Origin of the sequence: Nocardioides sp. LS1, from assembly GCF_003865225.1 — a bacterium.
GTDB lineage: Bacteria > Actinomycetota > Actinomycetes > Propionibacteriales > Nocardioidaceae > Nocardioides > Nocardioides ginsengisegetis.
Window position 1 is genome coordinate 106073 of sequence record NZ_BIFF01000005.1, and the last position, 18394, is coordinate 124466.

At 71.2% G+C, this 18394-nt stretch carries 20 protein-coding genes and 1 other RNA gene; 7 read left to right on the plus strand and 14 right to left on the minus strand.

Annotated features, from left to right (window positions below):
- Positions 1-14: 14 nt before the first annotated feature.
- Positions 15-671: a two-component system response regulator gene (locus EJF31_RS14695; protein ID WP_125037907.1), complete on the plus strand. Its 657-nt coding sequence runs from the start codon at positions 15-17 to the stop codon at positions 669-671.
- Between the two features lie 12 nt (positions 672-683).
- Here the strand turns inward: EJF31_RS14695 and EJF31_RS14700 are convergent, their stop codons facing one another.
- Positions 684-1613, minus strand: coding sequence for a LysR family transcriptional regulator (locus tag EJF31_RS14700; protein ID WP_125037908.1), 930 nt, complete (start codon positions 1611-1613; stop codon positions 684-686).
- Positions 1614-1706: 93 nt separating this feature from the next.
- Between EJF31_RS14700 and EJF31_RS14705 the strand changes: the two genes are divergently transcribed.
- Positions 1707-2762, plus strand: a complete 1056-nt coding sequence (locus EJF31_RS14705; RefSeq protein ID WP_125037909.1) for a C4-dicarboxylate ABC transporter — start codon at positions 1707-1709, stop codon at positions 2760-2762.
- Positions 2763-2770: 8 nt separating this feature from the next.
- Here the strand turns inward: EJF31_RS14705 and EJF31_RS14710 are convergent, their stop codons facing one another.
- Positions 2771-3112, minus strand: a complete 342-nt coding sequence (locus EJF31_RS14710) for a hypothetical protein (RefSeq protein WP_125037910.1) — start codon at positions 3110-3112, stop codon at positions 2771-2773.
- Positions 3113-3192: 80 nt separating this feature from the next.
- On the opposite strand from EJF31_RS14710, the gene EJF31_RS14715 reads away from it, so the two are divergent.
- Positions 3193-3519, plus strand: a complete 327-nt coding sequence (locus EJF31_RS14715; RefSeq protein WP_221767592.1) for a helix-turn-helix transcriptional regulator — start codon at positions 3193-3195, stop codon at positions 3517-3519.
- Positions 3516-3965, plus strand: coding sequence for an SRPBCC domain-containing protein (locus tag EJF31_RS14720; protein WP_125037911.1), 450 nt, complete (start codon positions 3516-3518; stop codon positions 3963-3965). Before EJF31_RS14715 ends, EJF31_RS14720 begins: the two co-directional genes overlap by 4 nt.
- A 3-nt stretch (positions 3966-3968) precedes the next feature.
- On the opposite strand, the gene EJF31_RS14725 is transcribed toward EJF31_RS14720, so the two are convergent.
- The 8 genes from EJF31_RS14725 to EJF31_RS14760 all read right to left on the minus strand — a co-directional run bounded on the left by EJF31_RS14725 (position 3969) and on the right by EJF31_RS14760 (position 11648).
- Positions 3969-4538: a hypothetical protein gene (locus EJF31_RS14725; RefSeq protein WP_125037912.1), complete on the minus strand. Its 570-nt coding sequence runs from the start codon at positions 4536-4538 to the stop codon at positions 3969-3971.
- Positions 4539-4672: 134 nt separating this feature from the next.
- Positions 4673-5042: a transfer-messenger RNA gene (gene ssrA / locus EJF31_RS14730) on the minus strand.
- A 25-nt stretch (positions 5043-5067) separates the two neighbouring features.
- Entirely contained in the window at positions 5068-5997 is a 930-nt protein-coding gene (locus EJF31_RS14735) for an amidohydrolase family protein (protein WP_125037913.1), read from the minus strand.
- 8 nt (positions 5998-6005) lie between these two features.
- Positions 6006-6494: an SsrA-binding protein SmpB gene (gene smpB / locus EJF31_RS14740; RefSeq protein WP_125037914.1), complete on the minus strand. Its 489-nt coding sequence runs from the start codon at positions 6492-6494 to the stop codon at positions 6006-6008.
- Between the two features lie 228 nt (positions 6495-6722).
- Positions 6723-7973 carry a M23 family metallopeptidase gene (locus EJF31_RS14745; RefSeq protein ID WP_125037915.1) on the minus strand — a complete coding sequence of 417 codons (1251 nt, stop codon included), beginning with the start codon at positions 7971-7973 and terminating at the stop codon, positions 6723-6725.
- 54 nt (positions 7974-8027) lie between these two features.
- Positions 8028-8939 carry a permease-like cell division protein FtsX gene (gene ftsX, locus EJF31_RS14750; protein ID WP_125037916.1) on the minus strand — a complete coding sequence of 304 codons (912 nt, stop codon included), beginning with the start codon at positions 8937-8939 and terminating at the stop codon, positions 8028-8030.
- 30 nt (positions 8940-8969) lie between these two features.
- Positions 8970-9659, minus strand: a complete 690-nt coding sequence (gene ftsE / locus EJF31_RS14755) for a cell division ATP-binding protein FtsE (protein ID WP_125037917.1) — start codon at positions 9657-9659, stop codon at positions 8970-8972.
- An 84-nt stretch (positions 9660-9743) separates the two neighbouring features.
- Complete coding sequence (locus tag EJF31_RS14760; protein ID WP_260430881.1) at positions 9744-11648, minus strand: alpha-amylase family protein; 1905 nt, start codon at positions 11646-11648, stop codon at positions 9744-9746.
- 42 nt (positions 11649-11690) lie between these two features.
- Between EJF31_RS14760 and EJF31_RS14765 the strand changes: the two genes are divergently transcribed.
- The gene (locus EJF31_RS14765; protein WP_125037919.1) at positions 11691-12320 is read left to right on the plus strand and encodes a hypothetical protein; all 630 of its coding nucleotides are present in this window, start codon (positions 11691-11693) and stop codon (positions 12318-12320) included.
- Between the two features lie 100 nt (positions 12321-12420).
- Positions 12421-13758 carry a zinc-dependent metalloprotease family protein gene (locus EJF31_RS14770; protein ID WP_125037920.1) on the plus strand — a complete coding sequence of 446 codons (1338 nt, stop codon included), beginning with the start codon at positions 12421-12423 and terminating at the stop codon, positions 13756-13758.
- A 9-nt stretch (positions 13759-13767) separates the two neighbouring features.
- Here EJF31_RS14770 and prfB read toward each other — a convergent pair whose 3' ends face one another.
- Together prfB and EJF31_RS14780 are read right to left on the minus strand one after the other, a co-directional pair.
- Positions 13768-14886, minus strand: a complete 1119-nt coding sequence (prfB, locus tag EJF31_RS14775; protein WP_125037921.1) for a peptide chain release factor 2 — start codon at positions 14884-14886, stop codon at positions 13768-13770.
- An 11-nt stretch (positions 14887-14897) separates the two neighbouring features.
- Positions 14898-15821: an oxygenase MpaB family protein gene (locus EJF31_RS14780; RefSeq protein WP_125037922.1), complete on the minus strand. Its 924-nt coding sequence runs from the start codon at positions 15819-15821 to the stop codon at positions 14898-14900.
- Positions 15822-15868: 47 nt separating this feature from the next.
- Here EJF31_RS14780 and EJF31_RS14785 point away from each other — a divergent pair, with 47 nt between their 5' ends.
- Positions 15869-16507 (plus strand): TetR/AcrR family transcriptional regulator, encoded by a 639-nt coding sequence (locus EJF31_RS14785; protein WP_125037923.1) that lies wholly within the window; start codon positions 15869-15871, stop codon positions 16505-16507.
- A gap of 139 nt (positions 16508-16646) precedes the next feature.
- On the opposite strand, the gene EJF31_RS14790 is transcribed toward EJF31_RS14785, so the two are convergent.
- Both EJF31_RS14790 and EJF31_RS14795 read right to left on the minus strand, forming a co-directional pair.
- Complete coding sequence (locus tag EJF31_RS14790; protein WP_125037924.1) at positions 16647-17831, minus strand: DGQHR domain-containing protein; 1185 nt, start codon at positions 17829-17831, stop codon at positions 16647-16649.
- Between the two features lie 155 nt (positions 17832-17986).
- The gene (locus EJF31_RS14795) at positions 17987-18283 is read right to left on the minus strand and encodes a hypothetical protein (protein WP_148099313.1); all 297 of its coding nucleotides are present in this window, start codon (positions 18281-18283) and stop codon (positions 17987-17989) included.
- Positions 18284-18394 lie beyond the last annotated feature (111 nt).

Sequence of the window (18394 nt, forward strand, 5' to 3'; positions counted from 1 at the left end):
GACAGGGACCCCGCATGACCGAACGCGCCAAGATCCTCCTCGTCGACGACCGGCCGGAGAACCTCCTCGCCCTCGAGGCGATCCTGAGCTCGCTCGACCAGACGCTCGTGCGCGCCGGGTCGGGCGAGGAGGCGCTGCGGGCCCTGCTCAAGGACGACTACGCGCTGATCCTGCTCGACGCCCAGATGCCGGGCATGGACGGCTTCGAGACGGCGGCCCGGATCAAGCGGCGCTCACGCACCAAGGACGTGCCGATCATCTTCCTGACCGCGGCCGACAACGAGCAGCGCAACTCCTACCGCGGCTACGCCGCGGGCGGGGCCGACTACATCGCCAAGCCCTTCGACCCGTGGATCCTGCGGGCGAAGGTGCAGGTCTTCGTCGACCTCTGGGCCGCGGGCCGGAGACTGGCCAGCCAGGCCTCCTTCCTGCGCCGCCAGATCGACGACCAGGAGGACAGCGCCGACGTCCTGGGCGTGCTGCGCGACCAGGTCGCCGAGGTGTCCTCGGCGACCGAGGGGCTCGAGCAGGCGCTGAACGAGAACGACCTCGCCGGGGTCCGTGAGGCGACCGAGCGGGTCCGCCAGCAGGTCGACGACCTCCACGACAGCATCGCGGCGCTCGAGTCCACGGCGACCACGGCCGGGCTGACCCGGCGCGAGTTCGGCTGACCCGGGCGCCGATCAGTCGGAGGTCCGGGCGATCGCGACCAGGTCGCGGACCGGGCCGGCCGGTGGGGTGCCCGAGCCGACCCACACCGCACGGAACGCCCGCTCGAGGGCGAGACCGGTGACCGGGACCTCGACGAGCTGACCGGCCGCGAGGTCGCGCTCGACGACCCGTCGGCTCAGGAAGGCCGGCGCGCTCCCGGCCCGGACCGCCTCGCGCACGGCCGTGGCCGTGGTCAGCTCGAGGGCGGGCGCGGCCCCGGTCAGCCGGTGCCGGGCCAGCGCCGCCTCGACCACCTCGCGGGTGCCCGACCCGGCCTCGCGGCCGGTGAGCGCGAGCTCGGCGACCTCGTCGGGCTCCAGCGGTGAGCGGCGCCGGGTCAGCGGCGTGCCGGGCGGCGCGACCAGCACGAGCCGGTCGTGGGCCACGGTCCGTGAGCGCAGCCCCGCCGGCACGTCCAGGCCCTCGACGAACCCGACGTGCGCGGCTCCCCGGCGTACGGCGTCGACGACCTGCCGGGAGTTCCCCGCCGTCAGGCTGACCGCTGTGGGCCGGTGCCCGTCGGCGACCTGGCGCTGCCGGAGCAGCACCAGCCACCGCGGCACCAGGCTCTCGGCGACGGTCATGCTGGCGTGCACGGCCAGGTCACGGCCGCGGGCGCTGCGCAGGCCGTCGATGGCGGTGTCCAGCTCGTCGGCCACGTCGAGCAGCCGGCCCGCCCACTCGACCAGCACGACTCCCGCGGAGGTGAGCTGCGAGCCGCGCGCACCCCGCTGCAGCAGGGTGAGCCCGACCTGTGCCTCGACCGCCCGGAGCCGCTCGGACGCGGCCTGCTGGGAGACGCCGGCCTCGCGGGCCGCTCCCCCGATGCTGCCGTGCCGGGCCACGCCGACCAGCAGCCGGAGGGCCGGCAGGTCCGGGACGTGGCTGGGGGGCTGGGTCACAGGACAGACCTTACGCCGGTCACAAGGATTGCCTGTGTATGCACAGGAACGCGACCGCTACTCGGGACGACGTGCGCCGCCCACGCTGGAGCCATGACCACCCTGCTGGCCGCCCGTCCGCTCGCTCCCGTGCGACCGAGCGTGCTCGAGTCCTTCGGGCCCAACTGGTTCGCCACCGTGATGGGCACGGGCATCGTCGCGACCGCCGGCGCGACGCTGCCGTTCGAGGTGCCGGGGCTCGCGGAGCTCACCGCAGTGGTCTGGGTGCTCGACGCCCTGGTGCTCCTGGCCGTCGGCGTTGCGACGGCACAGCACTGGCTCCGTCGGCCTGACGTCGCCCGCGCCCACGGGCACGACCCCGCCATGGCGCACTTCTACGGCGCCCCGGCGATGGCCCTGATGACGGTGGGCGCCGGCGCCGTCCTGGCCGGGGAGCCACTCCTCGGCGCGCACGCCGCGGTGGCGCTCGACGCACTGCTGTGGACGCTCGGCACCGCGCTCGGCCTCGCCACCACGGCGCTGGTGCCGTGGACCGCCCGCGCACGCGGCGACTACCGGATCGGGGCGGCCACAGCGACGTGGCTGATGCCGGTGGTGCCGCCGATGGTGAGCGCGGCGACGGGTCCCCTGCTGCTCGTCCACCTGCCCGACGGCCCGGCCCGGCGCGCGCTCGGGGCAGCCTGTGTCGCGATGTTCGCCCTGGCCCTGCTGGCCTCGCTGCCGGTCGTGGCCCTCCTGGCGACCCGGCTCGCCCGCCACGGGCGCGGCCCGACCGCGACGGTGCCGACGCTGTGGATCGTGCTGGGCCCGCTGGGCCAGTCGGTCACCGCGGCCCACGCCCTGTCCGTCAGCGGGGCGATGCCCCCGTCGTTCGGGCTGCGCTACGGGCTGCCGATCCTGCTCCTGGCCGGGGCCTGGGCTGCCTACGCCGCCGTCGCGACGATCGCGGCCGCGCGGGGCGGCCTGCCGTTCACGATGGCGTGGTGGTCGTTCACGTTCCCGGTCGGCACGGTCGTGACCGGCACGTCGGCGCTGGCCGCCGCGACCGGCGCGCCGATGCTGGCCGTCGTCACCGGCGTGCTCTACCTGGCGCTCCTCGCCGCCTGGGCGATCGTCGCGACCCGGACGCTGGGCTCCCTCCGGGCCTGAGGGGCGTCTCAGACCTGGAGGCGATCGACGTACGACGCGGGGTCGTCGAGGCCGACCACGACCTGGCGGTACTTCGCGCCGGTGAGGTTGAGCACGAGCGCGGGCTGGCCGCGGCGCACGGACACGAGGGACGAGCCGGCTCGCGAGCGCCACGTGCCGATCTTGCGGACGAACGGCAGGCCGAGCCCCGGGGCCCGGAGCCCGCGGACGGCGCGCAGGCCGTCGGGCTCGACGCGCGCCGCCACGATCGAGGAGACGGGGACGGCGAGGTCGCGGACCAGGCCGGCGAGCTTCTCGAACCTCGTGAACCGGACGGCGAGGATGCCGTCGTGCAGGGTGATCGTGGCCATGGACCCATCCGGTCCACACCGCATTCACCATTTACAACTTTTCTGTTGTAAAAGCAGTTGGTTGTGTCTAGGCTCCTGCCATGACGGTCATGGAGGACGAGCTGAGCCGGGTCTTCGCGGCCCTGGCCGACCCCACCCGCCGCGCGATCCTGGAGCGGCTGGCACAGGGCGAGGCCACGGTCAACGAGCTGGCCGAGCCGTTCGCGATCACCCAGCAGGCGGTGTCCCGGCACGTGAAGGTGCTCGAGCACGCCGGCCTGGTGTCGCGGTCGCGTTCGGCCCAGTCCCGCCCCTGCGCCCTCGAGGCGGCCCGCCTCGACGACGCCGTCGGCTGGATCGAGCGACACCGCGCGACCTGGACCGAACGCCACGACCGCCTCGCCCACTACCTCAAGGAGCAGCAATGACCGTCCAGACCGGAGAGCTCACGATCACCCGGGTGCACCGCGCCCCCGCCGAGCTCGTCTTCGACTGCATGACCACGCCCGAGCACCTCACCCACTTCTGGGGGCCGACCGGCACGACCACACCCCTGGCCAACATCACCGTGGACCTGCGTCCCGGTGGCGTCTTCGAGACGGTCATGGTCAACGACTCCGACGGCGCGACCTACACGATGCGGGCGGTCTTCGTCGACGTACGTCGCCCCGACCTGCTCTCGTGGGAGGAGCCCGACGTGGAGGGCGGGATGCGCACGACCGTCACGTTCGCCGACCTCGGCGACGGGACCACCGAGGTGGTCACGCACCAGACCAACGTGCCGGAGATGTACCTCTCCCCCGAGGCGCAGGCCGGGATGCAGACCAGCCTCGACCGCTTCGACGCCTACCTCGCGGAGCTCGCCGCGGGGTGAGGCTCACGCCTGCTGGTAAGCACGCTCGTGCTGCGCGTCGTAGTCGTAGCACGCGTCGCCGACCACGTCGCTGGGCGCCTCGTAGCGCTCGAGGACCTTGCAGTCCCACAGCTCCTGCGTGCCGGCGACCTCCTTCCAGCGGCCGTCGACGACGGCCCACAGGGCCAGGTAGCCGCCGCAGTCGTTGACGCCGCCGATCGCGAAGCCGTCGGTGCGCAGCGTCTGCACCGTCACGCCGACGTAGCCGTCGGTGCAGCTGGAGGCGTCGGCGTTCTGCTGGGCGAGGTCGCCGATGAACTGCTTGAAGTCGGCGGGCGCACCGGTGAGGTGGGCCGCGTCGCTGCGCTGCTTGACCTCGACGCCGGGCGACTCGCCGCCGGCGTACGAGATCAGCCGCGGAGCCTCCTCCTCCTGCTGCGTGGGCGAGGCGCTGGTCGGCGCGGGCGAGGTCGGGTCGTCCGAGGCGGCGGCGGTGGCCGAGGTCTCCTTGCCACAGGCGGCGAGCGCGAGCAGCGCGGTGGCGCCGACGACGAGTCGAAGGGGCAGGGTCGCGGGTCGGTGTCCGAGAGTCATACCCCAGAGACGCCCGGGCGCCGGGGTTGGTTGCGACCAGTCACCGGAAACTTTGCGGACAGAAGCAACAACGTGGAGGACCCGGCGCACGGGGTGCGCTGGATCCTCCACGTTGTCGTCAAGAGGTGATCGTGTGGTGGAGCTGGCGGGAATCGAACCCGCGTCCTCGAGCGTCGAACCAGGTCTTCTCCGGGTGCAGTCGGTGATGTCGCTTTTCTCGGCCCCGGCGCTCGCACAGACACGTCGCCGACAGGCTCAGTCAGGAAAAAGTCCCGGTCAACCCTCCTGACAGAAGTTGACCAGCAAGTCTCCTAGATGACGCCAGGGTCCGGGACGGAGACGGATGCCCGGTCTGACGCTTCGATCACTGCTCAGGCAGCGAGAGCGAAGGAACTGCGCTTAGCGTTGGCAGTTATTGGTTCCAGCGGTCGTTTACGAGATGACGCTGGCTCCTCGACCCGCTTCCCCTGGGACTAACGTCCCAAGTCGAAACCGATCAGCCCCTCTTGAGTTGTTGTTCACCGCCAGTCTACGGGGCAGGGGGCCCCGACGACGAACGGCTTTCGTCACGAGCGGCCCCGAAGAGTCGCTCACCGTTGTTCCAACACACGTCGCGCAGCCAGTGTTCCCCCAGCCCGAGCCGCTGGAGCCCCTCCAGCTGGTGGGCGTAGGGGTAGGGGATGGTCGGGAAGTCCGAGCCGAGCAGCACCTTGGGCTGCAGGTCGACCAGGCGCGCCACCAGCTCGGAGGGGTACGGCGCCTCCTGGTCGAAGAAGTCGGTGAAGATCATCGTCGTGTCGAGCCGGACCCGCTCGTGCCGCTCGGCGAGGTCGAGGAACTCGGCGTACTCCGGCGCCCCCATGTGCGCGACCACGACCGCGAGCCGCGGGAACCGGTCGAGCACGCGGGCCAGGGCGCCCGGGCCGGTGAACTCGTTGCCGACCGGGCCGGAGCCGGCGTGGGCGACGATCGGGGTGCCGGCGTCCTCGAGGACGCCCCAGACCTTGTCCAGCTCGGGGTCGTCGAGGTGGAACTCCCCCACCTGCACGTGCACCTTGAACACCTCGACGCCGGCCTCGATGGCGGCCGCGACGTAGGACGGCGCCTCCGGCTCGGGGTAGAACGTCGCCGACCACAGCGACTCCGGGACGGCGGCGGCGAACCCGGCCGCCCAGTCGTTGAGGAAGGTCGCGACCCCGGGCCGGTGGGCGTAGGGCAGCGCCGAGAAGCGGCGTACGCCGAAGGAGCGGAGCTGCTCGACCCGCTCCTCGTGGCTGCCGCGGTAGCGGATCGGCCAGTCGCGCCCGATCTTCGGGCCGGCCTGGTCGAACTGGGCCCAGACCTTCTCCTGGATGTTCGGGGGCAGGAAGTGGACGTGGACGTCGAAGAGCCCGGGCAGCCCGAGGTCCTGCCAGAAGGCGCGGACCGGAGCGGCGTCGGTCTCGACAGGCTCGACCACCGGGACGGTCAGTCCATGCCCTTGAGGCGGCGACCGACGGCCTGCTCGGTCTCGCGGTTGGCCTGCCGCTCGGCGAGGGCGTGCCGCTTGTCCCACGACTTCTTGCCCTTGGCCAGGGCGATCTCGATCTTGGCGCGGCCGTCGACGAAGTAGAGCGACAGCGGCACGATCGTCAGGCCCTTCTCGTTGACCCGGCGCTCGATCTTGTCGATCTCGACGCGGTTCAGCAGGAGCTTGCGCTTGCGGCGGGCGGCGTGGTTGGTCCAGGTGCCCTGGGCGTACTCGGGGATGTGCACGCCGTGCAGCCAGGCCTCGCCGCCGTCGATGTCGACGAAGCCGTCGACGAGGGAGGCGCGGCCCATCCGCAGCGACTTCACCTCGGTCCCCATCAGGACGAGCCCCGCCTCGAAGGTGTCCTCGATCAGGTAGTCGTGGCGCGCCTTCTTGTTCTGCGCAACCATCTTGCGCGGCGCGTCCTTCTTCGAGTCCTTCGGCATCCCGCCATCCTCTCAAACCCCGGCAACCCGATTCCCCATCGACTCGGTGCTGGCTATGGCGCCCGCGCGCGTGGGCGCCCTGGTCAACGGGAGCGGTGAGCTGTGAACCCTTTCCCTGCCCGGGTCGGTTCATGGCTCACCGCCGGGTCGACCCGGCGGTGGGTGGTGAACCATTTCCCGGTCGGGTTCGGTTGCTGGCTCACCGCTGGGGCAGCGATGCGTCTCCGCTCAGAACCAGGTGACGGGGTTGACCGGGGTGCCGTTGACCATGACGGTGAAGTGCAGGTGGCAGCCGGTCGACCAGCCGGTGGTGCCGACGTACCCGACCACGTCACCACGACCGACGTGGGCACCGGTGCCGACGCGGTAGCGGGAGAGGTGGTTGTAGATGACGGTGACGTTGCGGCCGTTGAAGGTGCCGAGGTTGAGGTAGAGGCGGTTGCCCCAGACCGAGGAGTAGTACTCCGACATCACCGAGCCGCCGTTGACGGCGTACAGGGGCGCGCCGCAGGGAGCGCCGAAGTCGTCGCCGTCGTGCAGGCCCCAGTAGTGGTAGATCGGGTGCATCCGGTAGCCGAAGGGAGAGGTGATCGGGCCGTTGACCGGGTGCAGCAGGAGGCCACCGGTCGGGCCGCTGTAGCCGCCGTGGGCGCGGCGGGCCGCCGCGAGGATCTGCTGGCGGATCTGGTCCTCGCGCTTCTTCAGCCGCGCGAGCTGGACCTGGTCGTGGCGGCGTGCCTCGGTGGCGGCGTGCTGGGCGTCGCGGCTGCGGTTGACCAGGTCGCGGACCTTGATCTTGGCGTCCACCGACTGCTGGTGCAGGTCCTTCATCGTGACGAGGTGCTCGGCGGCCTGCTTGCGCTGCAGGGCCACCTCGTCGCGGGCGGACTGCACCTCGTCCTCGCGGACCTGGAGCAGCACCTCGGCGGCGTGCAGGTCGTCGTAGGCCCGGGTCTGGCGTCCGACGATGACGTTCTTGATCTCGGCCTGACGGGTCAGGTCGGCCGGCGACTGGGCGTCGAGCAGCGCCGAGAACGCGAGCAGCTGCGGGTCACCCTCCTCGTAGATCGAGGTGATGGTGTCGGTGACGTTCTGGCGCTGGTCGTCCAGCGCCTGCTGCCCCTCGACGAGGTCGGCCTGGGCCGACGCGAGCCGGGCGACGGCGGCGTTGAGGCGGGCCTGCATCTGGTTGTCGTAGATGCGGGCCGCCTCGAGCTTCGCGCGTACGGCGGTCAGCTCACCCTTGGCGCCGGCGAGCTGGGTCCGGGCGCTGGCCAGGGCGGCGGACGTCTTGCGCAGGCGGGCGCTGGACTCGTCCAGGTCGTTGCCGGCGGCCTTGATCTGGCTCTGCACGTGCTTCTGCTTGTGCTTGAGGTCGTCGGCGAACGCGTGAGGGACTGTCACAGCGCCCATCGCGATCGCGCAGGCCGCGGAGGCCGCCACGAGGCGATGGCGTGCGGCACGGGGGAAGTAGCGCACCGGTCTGCCTTCGATGTTCGGGGAAGTGAACGGCTCGACCGTAACCCGCGGCGATCAGACTTTGAGGTATTTGCGCGTCAACACGAGTGTCGGGATCAGCGTGAGCACCGGACCGAGGATCGCCATGCAGATGACGGCGACGACGTACTCGGGCATTCCGATCCACGGCATGAACTTCAGACCGGTCGCGGCACGCTGGTCGATGCCGAAGTACATGAAGGCGCCCAGGGCCCCCGAGGCGAGCGCGACACCGAGCAGGGCGGTCACCAGCGCCTCGAGGAGGAAGGGCAGCGCGATGTAGATCGTGGACGCACCCACGAGCCGCATGATGCCGATCTCCTTGCGACGCGCGAACGCCGCGAGCCGGATGGTGTTGCCGACCAGGAGCAGCGCGGCGAACACCAGGAAGCCGGCCGTGCCGAGCGCTCCCCACTGCAGCGCGTTGATCGAGCCGTAGATCGGCTTGAGCACCTCGCGCATGTCGCGGATGCCCGAGACGCCGTCGAGGCCGACCACGGCGCTCTCGATGCCCTTGTACTGGTCGGGGTCCTTCAGCTCGATCCACACCGACTGCGGCATGTCCGCGGCGGTGGCGGCCGGGTTGGGGCCCTCGAACTTGTCCGGGCCGAGGAGCTCCTTGACCTTCTCGAAGGCCTGCTCCTTGGACTCGGTGTGGTAGCCCGCGACCTCGGGGCTGCTGCTGACGACCTTCTCGATCGCCTGCTTCTGGGTGTCGGTGACCTCACCGGTGCAGGCGGGGTTGTCGTCCTTGTCCTTGCACAGCCACACCGTGATCTGGAGCTGGCTGCCCCAGTGCTGGGCGGCCTTGTCGGCCTGCTGGTTGAGGAGGACGCCGAGGCCCACGAGGGTCAGCGAGACGAACAGGGTCAGGATCACCGCGATGTGCATCGACAGGTTGCGACGAAGGCCCTGGCCGAGCTCGGAGAAGACGTAACGAAGCTGCATGAGGGAAGAGGCTCTCTTCGGGGTCGAGGATCAGTGCTGGAAGCCGTAGACGCCTTGCGCCTGGTCGCGGACGACTCGGCCGTCCTCGAGCTCGATGACGCGCTTGCGCATCTGGTCGACGATGCCGGCGTCGTGCGTGGCCATCAGCACGGTGGTGCCCGTGCGGTTGATGCGGTCGAGCAGCTTCATGATGCCGACCGAGGTCGTGGGGTCGAGGTTGCCGGTGGGCTCGTCGGCGATGAGGATCATCGGGCGGTTGACGAACGCGCGGGCGATGGCGACGCGCTGCTGCTCACCACCGGAGAGCTCGTCGGGCATCCGGTCGCCCTTGCCCTCCAGCCCGACCAGCTCGAGGGTCTCGGGGACCACGCTGGCGATCTCCTTGTGGCCCTTGCCGATGACCTGCAGCGCGAACGCGACGTTCTCGCTGACGGTCTTGTTGGGCAGCAACCGGAAGTCCTGGAAGACGGTGCCGATCGAGCGGCGCAGCCGCGGCACCTTCCAGGCGGCGAGGCGGTTGATCTCCTTGCCGGCGACGTAGACACGGCCGGACGAGGGGCGGTGCTCCCGCAGCACGAGCCGCAGGAACGTGCTCTTGCCGGACCCCGAGGCCCCGACGAGGAAGACGAACTCGCCCTTCTCCACGTCGACCGTCACCTGGTCGAGTGCAGGGCTCCCCTGTCCTGGGTAGGCCTTGGAGACCTTTTCGAAGCGGATCACTGGATCGAGGGTAGTCGAGAGCCCCTGAGCCGCTCCGCACCCCGTCGCGAGCGTCACATCGGGGTGTTGCGGCTCACGTCGGGGTCAGGCAGGCGCCTCGACGACCCACCATGCGGCGTACGGCGGGAGCCAGACGAGGCCGTCGGCGCCGGCGGTCACGGGGTGCCCACCCAGCGCGTCGTACGGCGAGCCGAGGCCGGCGTCGTGCAGCCAGCCGATCGGGAACGGGCGGGACTCGCGGGTGACGTTGTAGAGCCCGACCATCGGACCGCTGGCATGGGTGCGCACGGTGGCGAGCACGCCGGGGTCGGTGTCGACGACGACCCGGCTCTCGGCGGAGGCGTGCAGCTGCGGCAGCGAGGCCCGGACCCGCGCGAGGTGGGCGAGGCCGCCGAAGATCTTGCCGGGCTCGGTGCGCAGGTCGTGGCGCTGCGCGGCGCGATCGGCGTCGAGCCGCGGCCGGTGCGCCCAGCGGTTGTCGTCGGCGTGCCCGGGCTCCTCGGCCCAGTGCGGGTCGTTGGGCTGGCCGAGCTCGTCGCCGCTCCACACGACCGGGATGCCGCCCCAGCCGGCGACGATCGCGTGGGCGAGGAAGATCCGCGACAGCCCGCCCTCGGGGTCGCGGGCCAGCCCTGCGAGCGCGGCGGACGTGCCGCTGATCCGCTTGTCGCCGGTCTCGGGGTTGTGCTGGAAGACCAGCCCCTCGGACCACGAGCCGGGGAAGTCGCCGGCGTACCAATCGGCCAGGAAGCGCCGGTGGTCGTGGCCGTTGAGCCCGACCGCCGCGGCGTCGCCGTCGTCGATGGCCCAGCCGATGTCGTCGTGGCAGCGGATGTAGGCGATCCAGGTGCCGGTGGTGGGCGCCGGCGGCAGCGCGGCGAGGGCGTGGCGGGCCAGCACGGTGTCGCCAGTGGCGAGCATCGACCAGACCTGCACCATCAGGCTGTTGTGGTAGGCGAGGTCGCTGACCCGGCCGGCGTGGGAGCCCAGGCCGAGGTACTGCACCAGGTCGCGCGGCCCGACGATCGCCTCGGCCTTGAAGACCAGCGCCGGCGCGCCCAGCCGCGCGACGGTGCGCAGCACCTGGGTGATCGCGTGCACCTCGGGCTGGTTCTGGCAGGCGGTGCCGAGCCGCTTCCACAGGAACGCGATGGCGTCGAGGCGCAGCACCTCCACGCCGGTGTTGGCCAGCGCCAGGATGATGTCGGCGAACTCCAGCAGCACCGCCGGGTTGCCCCAGTTGAGGTCCCACTGCCACTCGTTGAAGGTCGTCCAGACCCAGCCCTGGAGCTGCTCGTCCCACGTGAAGTTGCCGGGCGCGAAGTCGGGGAAGACCTCCGGCAGGGTCTCCTCGAAGGCGTCCGGCAGGGTCCGGTCGGCGTGCACGTGGAAGTAGTCGCGGTAGGTCGCGTCCCCGGCGCGGGCCTTCTCGGCCCAGGCGTGCTCGCGCGCGACGTGGTTGAGCACGAGGTCCATCACCAGGCTGATCCCGCGGCCGCGCAGCGTGGTGGCCAGGTCGCGGAGGTCGTCCATGGTGCCGAGGTCGGGGCGGACGGCGCGGTAGTCCTGGACGGCGTAGCCGCCGTCGTTGTCGCCCTCGCGCGGCATCAGCAGCGGCATCAGGTGCAGGTAGGTGACGCCGAGGTCCTCGAGGTGGTCGAGGCGCCCGGCGAGCCCGGCGAGGTCGTCGGCGAAGCGCTCGGTGTAGCAGGCGTAGCCGAACATCCGGGGCTGCTGGAGCCAGTCGGGCTGGAGCAGCCGGCGCTGGTCGAGGCGGTGCAGGTCGCCGGGGCGAGCGGCGTACGCGCGGGCGGCGATCTGGACAAGCCGGCCGGCGACGGCCTCGGGGTGCGGGTAGACCGCGGCGAGGCCGGCGAGCAGGTCGTCCCACCACCGGTCGAGCCGCAGCGCGAACGCCTCGCGGCGCTCCTCGGAGAGGCCGGCCAGCTCGGCAGCGGCGGCGGCGTGGACGTCGTCGGGAGTACCCATCGGATGCATTCAAGCGCACCGGACGCCGATATGTTGAGGCCCATGTCCGACCTGCGGCTCCTCGCGCCTGCCGCCGTCGTGGCCGTGCTCGCCCTGGTGGGCATCAGCTCGTGCGACGGCGGCTCCTCGTCCCCCGACGCCGCGCCGAGCGCGTCCGTGACGAAGCTGTCCGACCTCGACACCACCGCGATGGTGGTGGCGCGCGACGCGTTCTGCTCGGGCATCGGCCCCGACACGCTGCAGTCCGCGCTCGGCACCACGCACTACGACGGCCTGGCCTACAACAACGGCGAGCACGCCCGGCTGGTCAGGGGCGTGCGCGACGTCGCCCACGAGTACGACTGCACGTGGCGCGCCCAGGACGGCTCCGTCGCCCGGGCCTGGGTCTTCGCACCGCCCGTCACCGTCGACCGCGCGAGCCAGCTCCGCGACGCGGCCGTGGGCCGGGGCTGCCAGGGCACGAAGGACGCCGGATTCGGCAAGCCCTCGGTCGCGACCCGCTGCGGCACGCCCCGCGGGCACTTCCAGGGCTACTACGGGCTCTTCGGCGACGCGTGGCTGAGCTGCACGCTGGCGGTCCCCGGCAAGCAGGAGCCGGCCGACCTCACCGAGCGGGCCAGCGACTGGTGCGCCGCGGTGGCGCTGGCCGCGTCCGGCCAGACCGCCGGCTGACTAGTCAGGCGCTCCCCAGAAGTGGTGAGGGGTCCCTGAACCCCGCACCGCGCCCTTCCCCCCACCTCGACGCTGGAGTCGGGTTCTAGGGGGGAACACGATGGGAGCAGGAGCCTCTGATCGACGGCTGCGGACGGGTGCCAGTGCACTCGTCGGGGCGGCGTTCACCGGCGCGACCCTGCTCGCATCCCTCGGGGCCGGCCCCGCCACCGCGGCGGGACCGGCCCCTGCTCCGTCCCCTGCCCAGCTGGGGCACCAGCTCGTGCGCGACCCCGTCCCGCGAGTCGACGTCCACACGCGGACGGCCGCCGCGGACCGGGCGCTGGTGCGGCGGGCGCCGTACCCGTTGGCGGACACGTTCGCGCTGCACAGCCTGCCCGGCTCGGCGCACACGATCCTGCTCGACTTCAACGGCGACGACGTCTCCGGGACGGCCTGGAACGCTCCCGACCTCGGCCTGCCGGACGGGCGCTACCGCGGCTGGAGCCTGGACGGCGACCCCGCCTTCAGCGACGTCGAGCGCGCCGCCGTGCAGGACATCTGGCAGCGGGTCGCCGAGGACTTCGCGCCGTTCGACGTCGACGTCACGACCCAGGACCCCGGCCCGGACGCGCTGGACCGCAGCAGCCCGGACGACCCGACCTACGGCACCCGGGCGGTGATCACGTCGAGCCAGGTGGCGGCGCGGGCGATCTGCCCGGACGGCTGCTCGGGCATGGCGTTCTTCGACGTGATGGACACCGCCGTGGACCACGCGGCCTACCAGCCGAGCTGGGTCTTCTCCGACATGGTCGGCAACGACCTCAAGGACATCGCCGAGGTGGTCAGCCACGAGGTGGGCCACAACTTCGGGCTGCTGCACGACGGCACCACGACGCAGGAGTACTCCTTCGGGCAGGGCAGCTGGGCGCCGATCATGGGCGGCGGCTTCTCGCGACCGATCGTGCAGTGGAGCCGCGGCGCCTACGCCGGCGCCAACAACCCGCAGGACGACCTGGCGCTCATCGCCGCCAACGGGGCGCCGCTGCGCGCCGACGAGGCCGGGGACACCCCGGACGGAGCGGGACCGTTGCCGTCAGGCCCGGCGTACATCACGAGCGATGCCGACACGGATGTGTGGTCGCTCGGCGCCTGCAGCGGCTGGGTGCACGTCGCGGCCCGACCGGCGCCGCGGTCGCCGAACCTCGACATCCTGCTCCGGCTCCTCGAGCCGGACGGGACGGTCGTCGCGTCGGCCAACCCGCCGTCACGCGAGGTCACCCGCGACCGGGCGACCGGCATGGGAGCGTGGCTCACGCTGCGGCTGCCGCCGGGGAGGTACGCCGTGTCCGTCGAGGGGGTCGGCCACGGCGGCGCGCTGCACGCGTACGACGGCTACGGCAGTGTCGGCGCCTACACCGTGCGGGCGTCCGGCTGCGCTGCGTCGCTGCGCCGCTGAGCCGGCTGCTTAGTTGGCCTCGGCCTTGTCGGCGCCCCGGCGCCAGCGGATGCCGGCCTCGAGGAAGCCGTCGAGGTCGCCGTCGAAGACCGCCGAGGGGTTGCCGACCTCGTAGCCGGTGCGCAGGTCCTTGACCACCTGGTAGGGGTTGAGGACGTAGTTGCGCATCTGGTCGCCCCAGCTGGCCTGGACGTCGCCGCGGAGGCCGTCGAGGTGGGCCTTCTCCTCGGCCTTCTTCAGCGCGAGCAGCTTGGCCTTGAGCACGACCATCGCGCTGGCCTTGTTCTGGAGCTGGGACTTCTCGTTCTGGCAGGAGACGACCGTGCCGGTGGGGATGTGCGTGAGGCGGACCGCGGAGTCGGTGGTGTTGACCGACTGGCCGCCGGGGCCGCCGGAGCGGTAGACGTCGACGCGGATCTCCTCGTCGGGCACGTCGATCTCGTCGGTCTGCTCCAGCACCGGGACGACCTCGACGGCGGCGAAGCTCGTCTGGCGGCGGCCCTGGTTGTCGAAGGGGCTGATCCGCACGAGGCGGTGGGTGCCGGCCTCGACGCTGAGCGTGCCGTAGGCGTAGGGCGCGTGGATCGCGAAGGTGGCGGACTTGAGCCCGGCCTCCTCGGCGTAGGAGGTCTCGAAGACCTCGACGGGGTACTTGTGCTGCTCGGCCCAGCGGACGTACATCCGCATCAGGGTCTCGGCGAAGTCCGCGGCGTCGACGCCACCGGCGCCGGCGCGGATCGAGACGAGGGCCTCGCGGGCGTCGTACTCGCCGTTGAGGAGGGTGCGGATCTCGAGGGTCTCGACGGACTTCTTGATCCGGGTGAGCTCACGGTCGGCGTCGGCCATCGCGTCGGCGTCACCCTCCTCCTGGCCGAGCTCGACCATGATCTCGAGGTCCTCGATGCGCGAGATGAGGGAGTCGAAGCGGTCGACCTCGCCCTGGAGCGCGGAGAGGCGGCCGGTCACGCGTGTGGCGTTGTCCTGGTCGTCCCAGAGGTCGGGGGCGGCGACCTGCTCGCCGAGGTCGGCGATCTCCCGGCGCATCTCGTCGACGTCGAGCACCTGCTCGATGGTGCGCATCGTCGCCAGAAGGGTCTTGATCTCTACGTCGAAGTCGATGCCTGCCACAAGAGCCAAGGTTACGTGGCCGCGGGGGGAATGGACGAACCGCTCTCCCCCACGTCGGCCCGAGCGTCCACCGGGTGGGGCACGGGGCAACCGGCCGGGAACGTGCCCATCCGCTCGACGTCGTAGCCGTCGGGGTAGCTGCGGATCCACTTGAGGTCCTGCACGGTCTGGGCGCGGGTGCGGGCGGGGAAGGCGCGCAGGGCCAGGCCGCGGACCTTCAGCGCGCCGCGCGAGGCCCGCTCGACGAGGGGGTGCGGGGCGGCGTACCGGAACGCGGCGCGCAGCGGCGGGTCCATGAGCGCGCGGGAGAAGACCTCCACGCCCCGAGCGGCCGGGCGCGGGTGGAAGGTGAGCATCAGCTGGAGCGTGGCGTCGGCGACCCGGCGCGCGCCCTCGTCGAAGGCGAAGTGCTCGGCCTCGTAGTCGTCCATCAGCCGCGCGAAGTCGTCGTAGGTCTCCGGGATGTCGGGGATGTTCATGTGCCTGCCGAGGGTCCGGTAGTAGTTCACCGATGCCCGCAGCTCCGTCGGCGTCAGCGGGCGCTTGCCGTAGTCGTCGAGCCACCTCTTGGGCACCACCACGAACGTCGACAGCACGTAGCGGAACTCGTGGTCGGGGATGTCGTAGGCCCGGTGCATCTGGTTGATCCGGCGGACCGCGGCCCGGCCCTGCGGGTGGTCGAACCCGAGCCGGAAGGGCTGCTCGAGCAGGATCGCGGTGTCGTCGTACCGCTTCTGGACGGCGCCGGTGAACTCGCCGGTCTGGTCGAGGAGGCGGCCGATGCCGGGCACGGCGTAGGTGCGGAAGAGCGCGAAGCTGAGCGCCTGGTTCATGTCCCAGGGGAACTCGTACATCACGACGTTGCGGTAGATCTCGGTGAACTGCGTCTCGGGATCCAGGGAGTCGTTGACGAGCTTCCAGTGGTCGCGCCTCATGCCCACCGATAGTAGAGCGAGCGCTCCAATCTGGCTAGGGTGTCGGTGTGCGCACGCCCCTGCAGTCCCGCAGCTCGACCTCCGCCGACAGGATGCTCGACGCCACGCTTGGGCTGCTCGCCTCCGGCGGGCTGTCGGCGGTGACCGTCGCGGCGGTGGCGGCGGAGGCGGGGACGTCCAACGGGTCGCTCTACCACCGCTTCCGCGACCGGACCGGGCTGCTCCTCGCCGCCCAGGACCGGGCGCTCGGGGCGATCGAGGCGGCGACGGCCGCGGCGTTCGCGCGCGCCGACGCCGAGCCGTCTGAAAGCGAGGCGCTGGCGCTGCTGTGCCGGGCGGCCCTGGAGATCTTCGAGCGGCACCACGGCGCGATGCGGGCCTTCCTGGTCGAGGCGCAGGGCCAGCCGGAGTTCGAGCCGCGCACCCGCGCCGCCTCCCACCTGCTCGCCACCACCGTCACCGGCTGGCTCCAGCGCCGGCTCGGCACGTCGCCCGCCGACGCCGAGGCCGCCTGGCGGGTCCTCTTCGCGATCGGGGCGGCCCAGGCGCTCTTCGCCGACGAGGACGTCTCGCCGGGGCGGGTGTCCCCCGACGAGCTGGCGTCGGCGCTGACCCGGGCCGTCTCGGCCGTGGTGGGTCAGCCGGTCGAGACGATCGCGGACGCCTCGGAGCCGACGACGGGGTGAGCCGGCGAGCGGGGCACGGTCAGCGGCAGGTCGAGCGGGGCGTGCACGGCGGGACTAGCAGCCACCTAGCGCGTCCTCCGGAATGGCACTGGGGCCGGGAGCGAATCGCTCCTGGCCCCAGATTAGGTTCAGCCTGCAGTCAGTTGCTCGGCGTCTTGCCGTAGTAGACCCACGCGTAGAGCGTCTTGTAGAGGTCGGACTGGCCAGCGAAGCCCGCCTGTGAGGCCATCCACGGGTTCCGCTCGTCGTTGTCGAGGTTGACCTTCTCCCAGTCGACCGCCGTGAGCGCGCTGACCAGGGCCTTCATCCGCTCCTCGAAGTTCGGGTGCTCGAGCGCGCTGGTGATGATGTCCTTCCCGAGCTTGGCGAGGGAGGCTACGCCGACGAGCTCCTTGATCCGGTACTTCGGCGAGTACTCGACCTCGTCGCCGTCCTCGTCGATGCGGGTCCGGGTCTCCCCGTTCCAGGCGTCCGAGCACGCCTCGGACACGAGCCGCCAGTACATGCGGGCGACTTCGTTCTCGTCCTTTCCCGCCGCCTCGAGCCGCCCGAGCAGCTCGCTCGGGAACATCGAGGCGGACGAGCGCCGGAGGCCTTCGAACGTCACCGGCTTGTTCGGGTCGCGAGCACCGGTGAGGTTGACCTGGCCGTGCCAGACCGAGTCCTGGTGGCGCGCCAGCCCCGTGGCGATCAGCCGGACCCTCTGGGAGTGGCTCATCGAGCCGACCTCGCGGACGTCGGCCTTCGTGATCTCGATCAGCGCCTTGGGCAGCTTCCGCTGCTCGGTGTTGATGATGTCGAAGAACTCGGCCTCGTCCACGAAGTCCAGCCCGAAGTAGAGGCTGACGGGGACCAGGGGGCAGAACGACGGGTCCGTGGTCCAGGCCTCGACGAGACCGAGGTACCGGTGCTGACCGTCCACGACGGACATCACCGCGTCGCCGAACTCCCTCTTGAGACCCTCGATGTCACCGGCGGCGAACAGCTCCAGGAACCGCTCGATGTCCTCCGGGTCCTTGAGGCGCACCGAGATGATGATCGGCGTGGTCCGGGAGGTGCGGGTGCGCGACAGGTAGAACCGCGCGATCTTGGGGATCCGGTCCTTCATCGGCTCCCGCTGGTAGCCGTGCTGGTCGGGGGCTGGCGACTCCGGGTCCGTCTTCTCGAAGTTGCTGATGAAGAGCAGCTCCGACATCGCGGACGGCGTCATGGCGGCCGACGCCTCGAGGTTCGCCTCGAGGACGCCCAACAGGGCGAGCTCGCGACCGGCGAGGGAGGTCCCATTGGTGGCGGAGGGCCCGAAGGCGCTCACGATTTCAGTCATTTCGATTCTCCTGATTCCGATGGCCTAAGGCCGTCTGTCGCGGTGGGCCCTGTGGGCTAACCGCCTGATCGCGGGCTTGCGACCTGAGAGAACCGTAACATAGCAGTAGCGTGTCACGGAAGTCCTGCAACATATTGGTTCCTGGTGCCGATTTTCTACCAGTCAATCGGGTCCTTCCGAGCCTCCAGTGCCTCCGCGATGTGTTCAGCACACAGCGTGCGCGCAGCCTTCTTTCTCGCAAGCGTCTGGCGATCCTTGCCGTCAACTCGCTTGCCGCACTCCTCGCACTCGAATCCGTAGTCGTACGCGGATCCCTTATTCATGAACTTCTGTCGGCGCTCCTCGGCGGCGCGGAGAATCTCGTCCGGGACCACCGACTCGTCTTCCCAGAGCAGCGAGCACTCGATGGCTCGACCGTCCTGGAGGGTCGCTCCGACGCTCGCGGAGTGCATCCCCGCCGGAAGCATGCCTCCGCCATGCCCAGCCTCGTGGCTACAGCCCACTGGGTCGACCAACCCGGGGATCCGAACAATCGAGGGGCAAGACGTGTGGTTGAAAGCTGA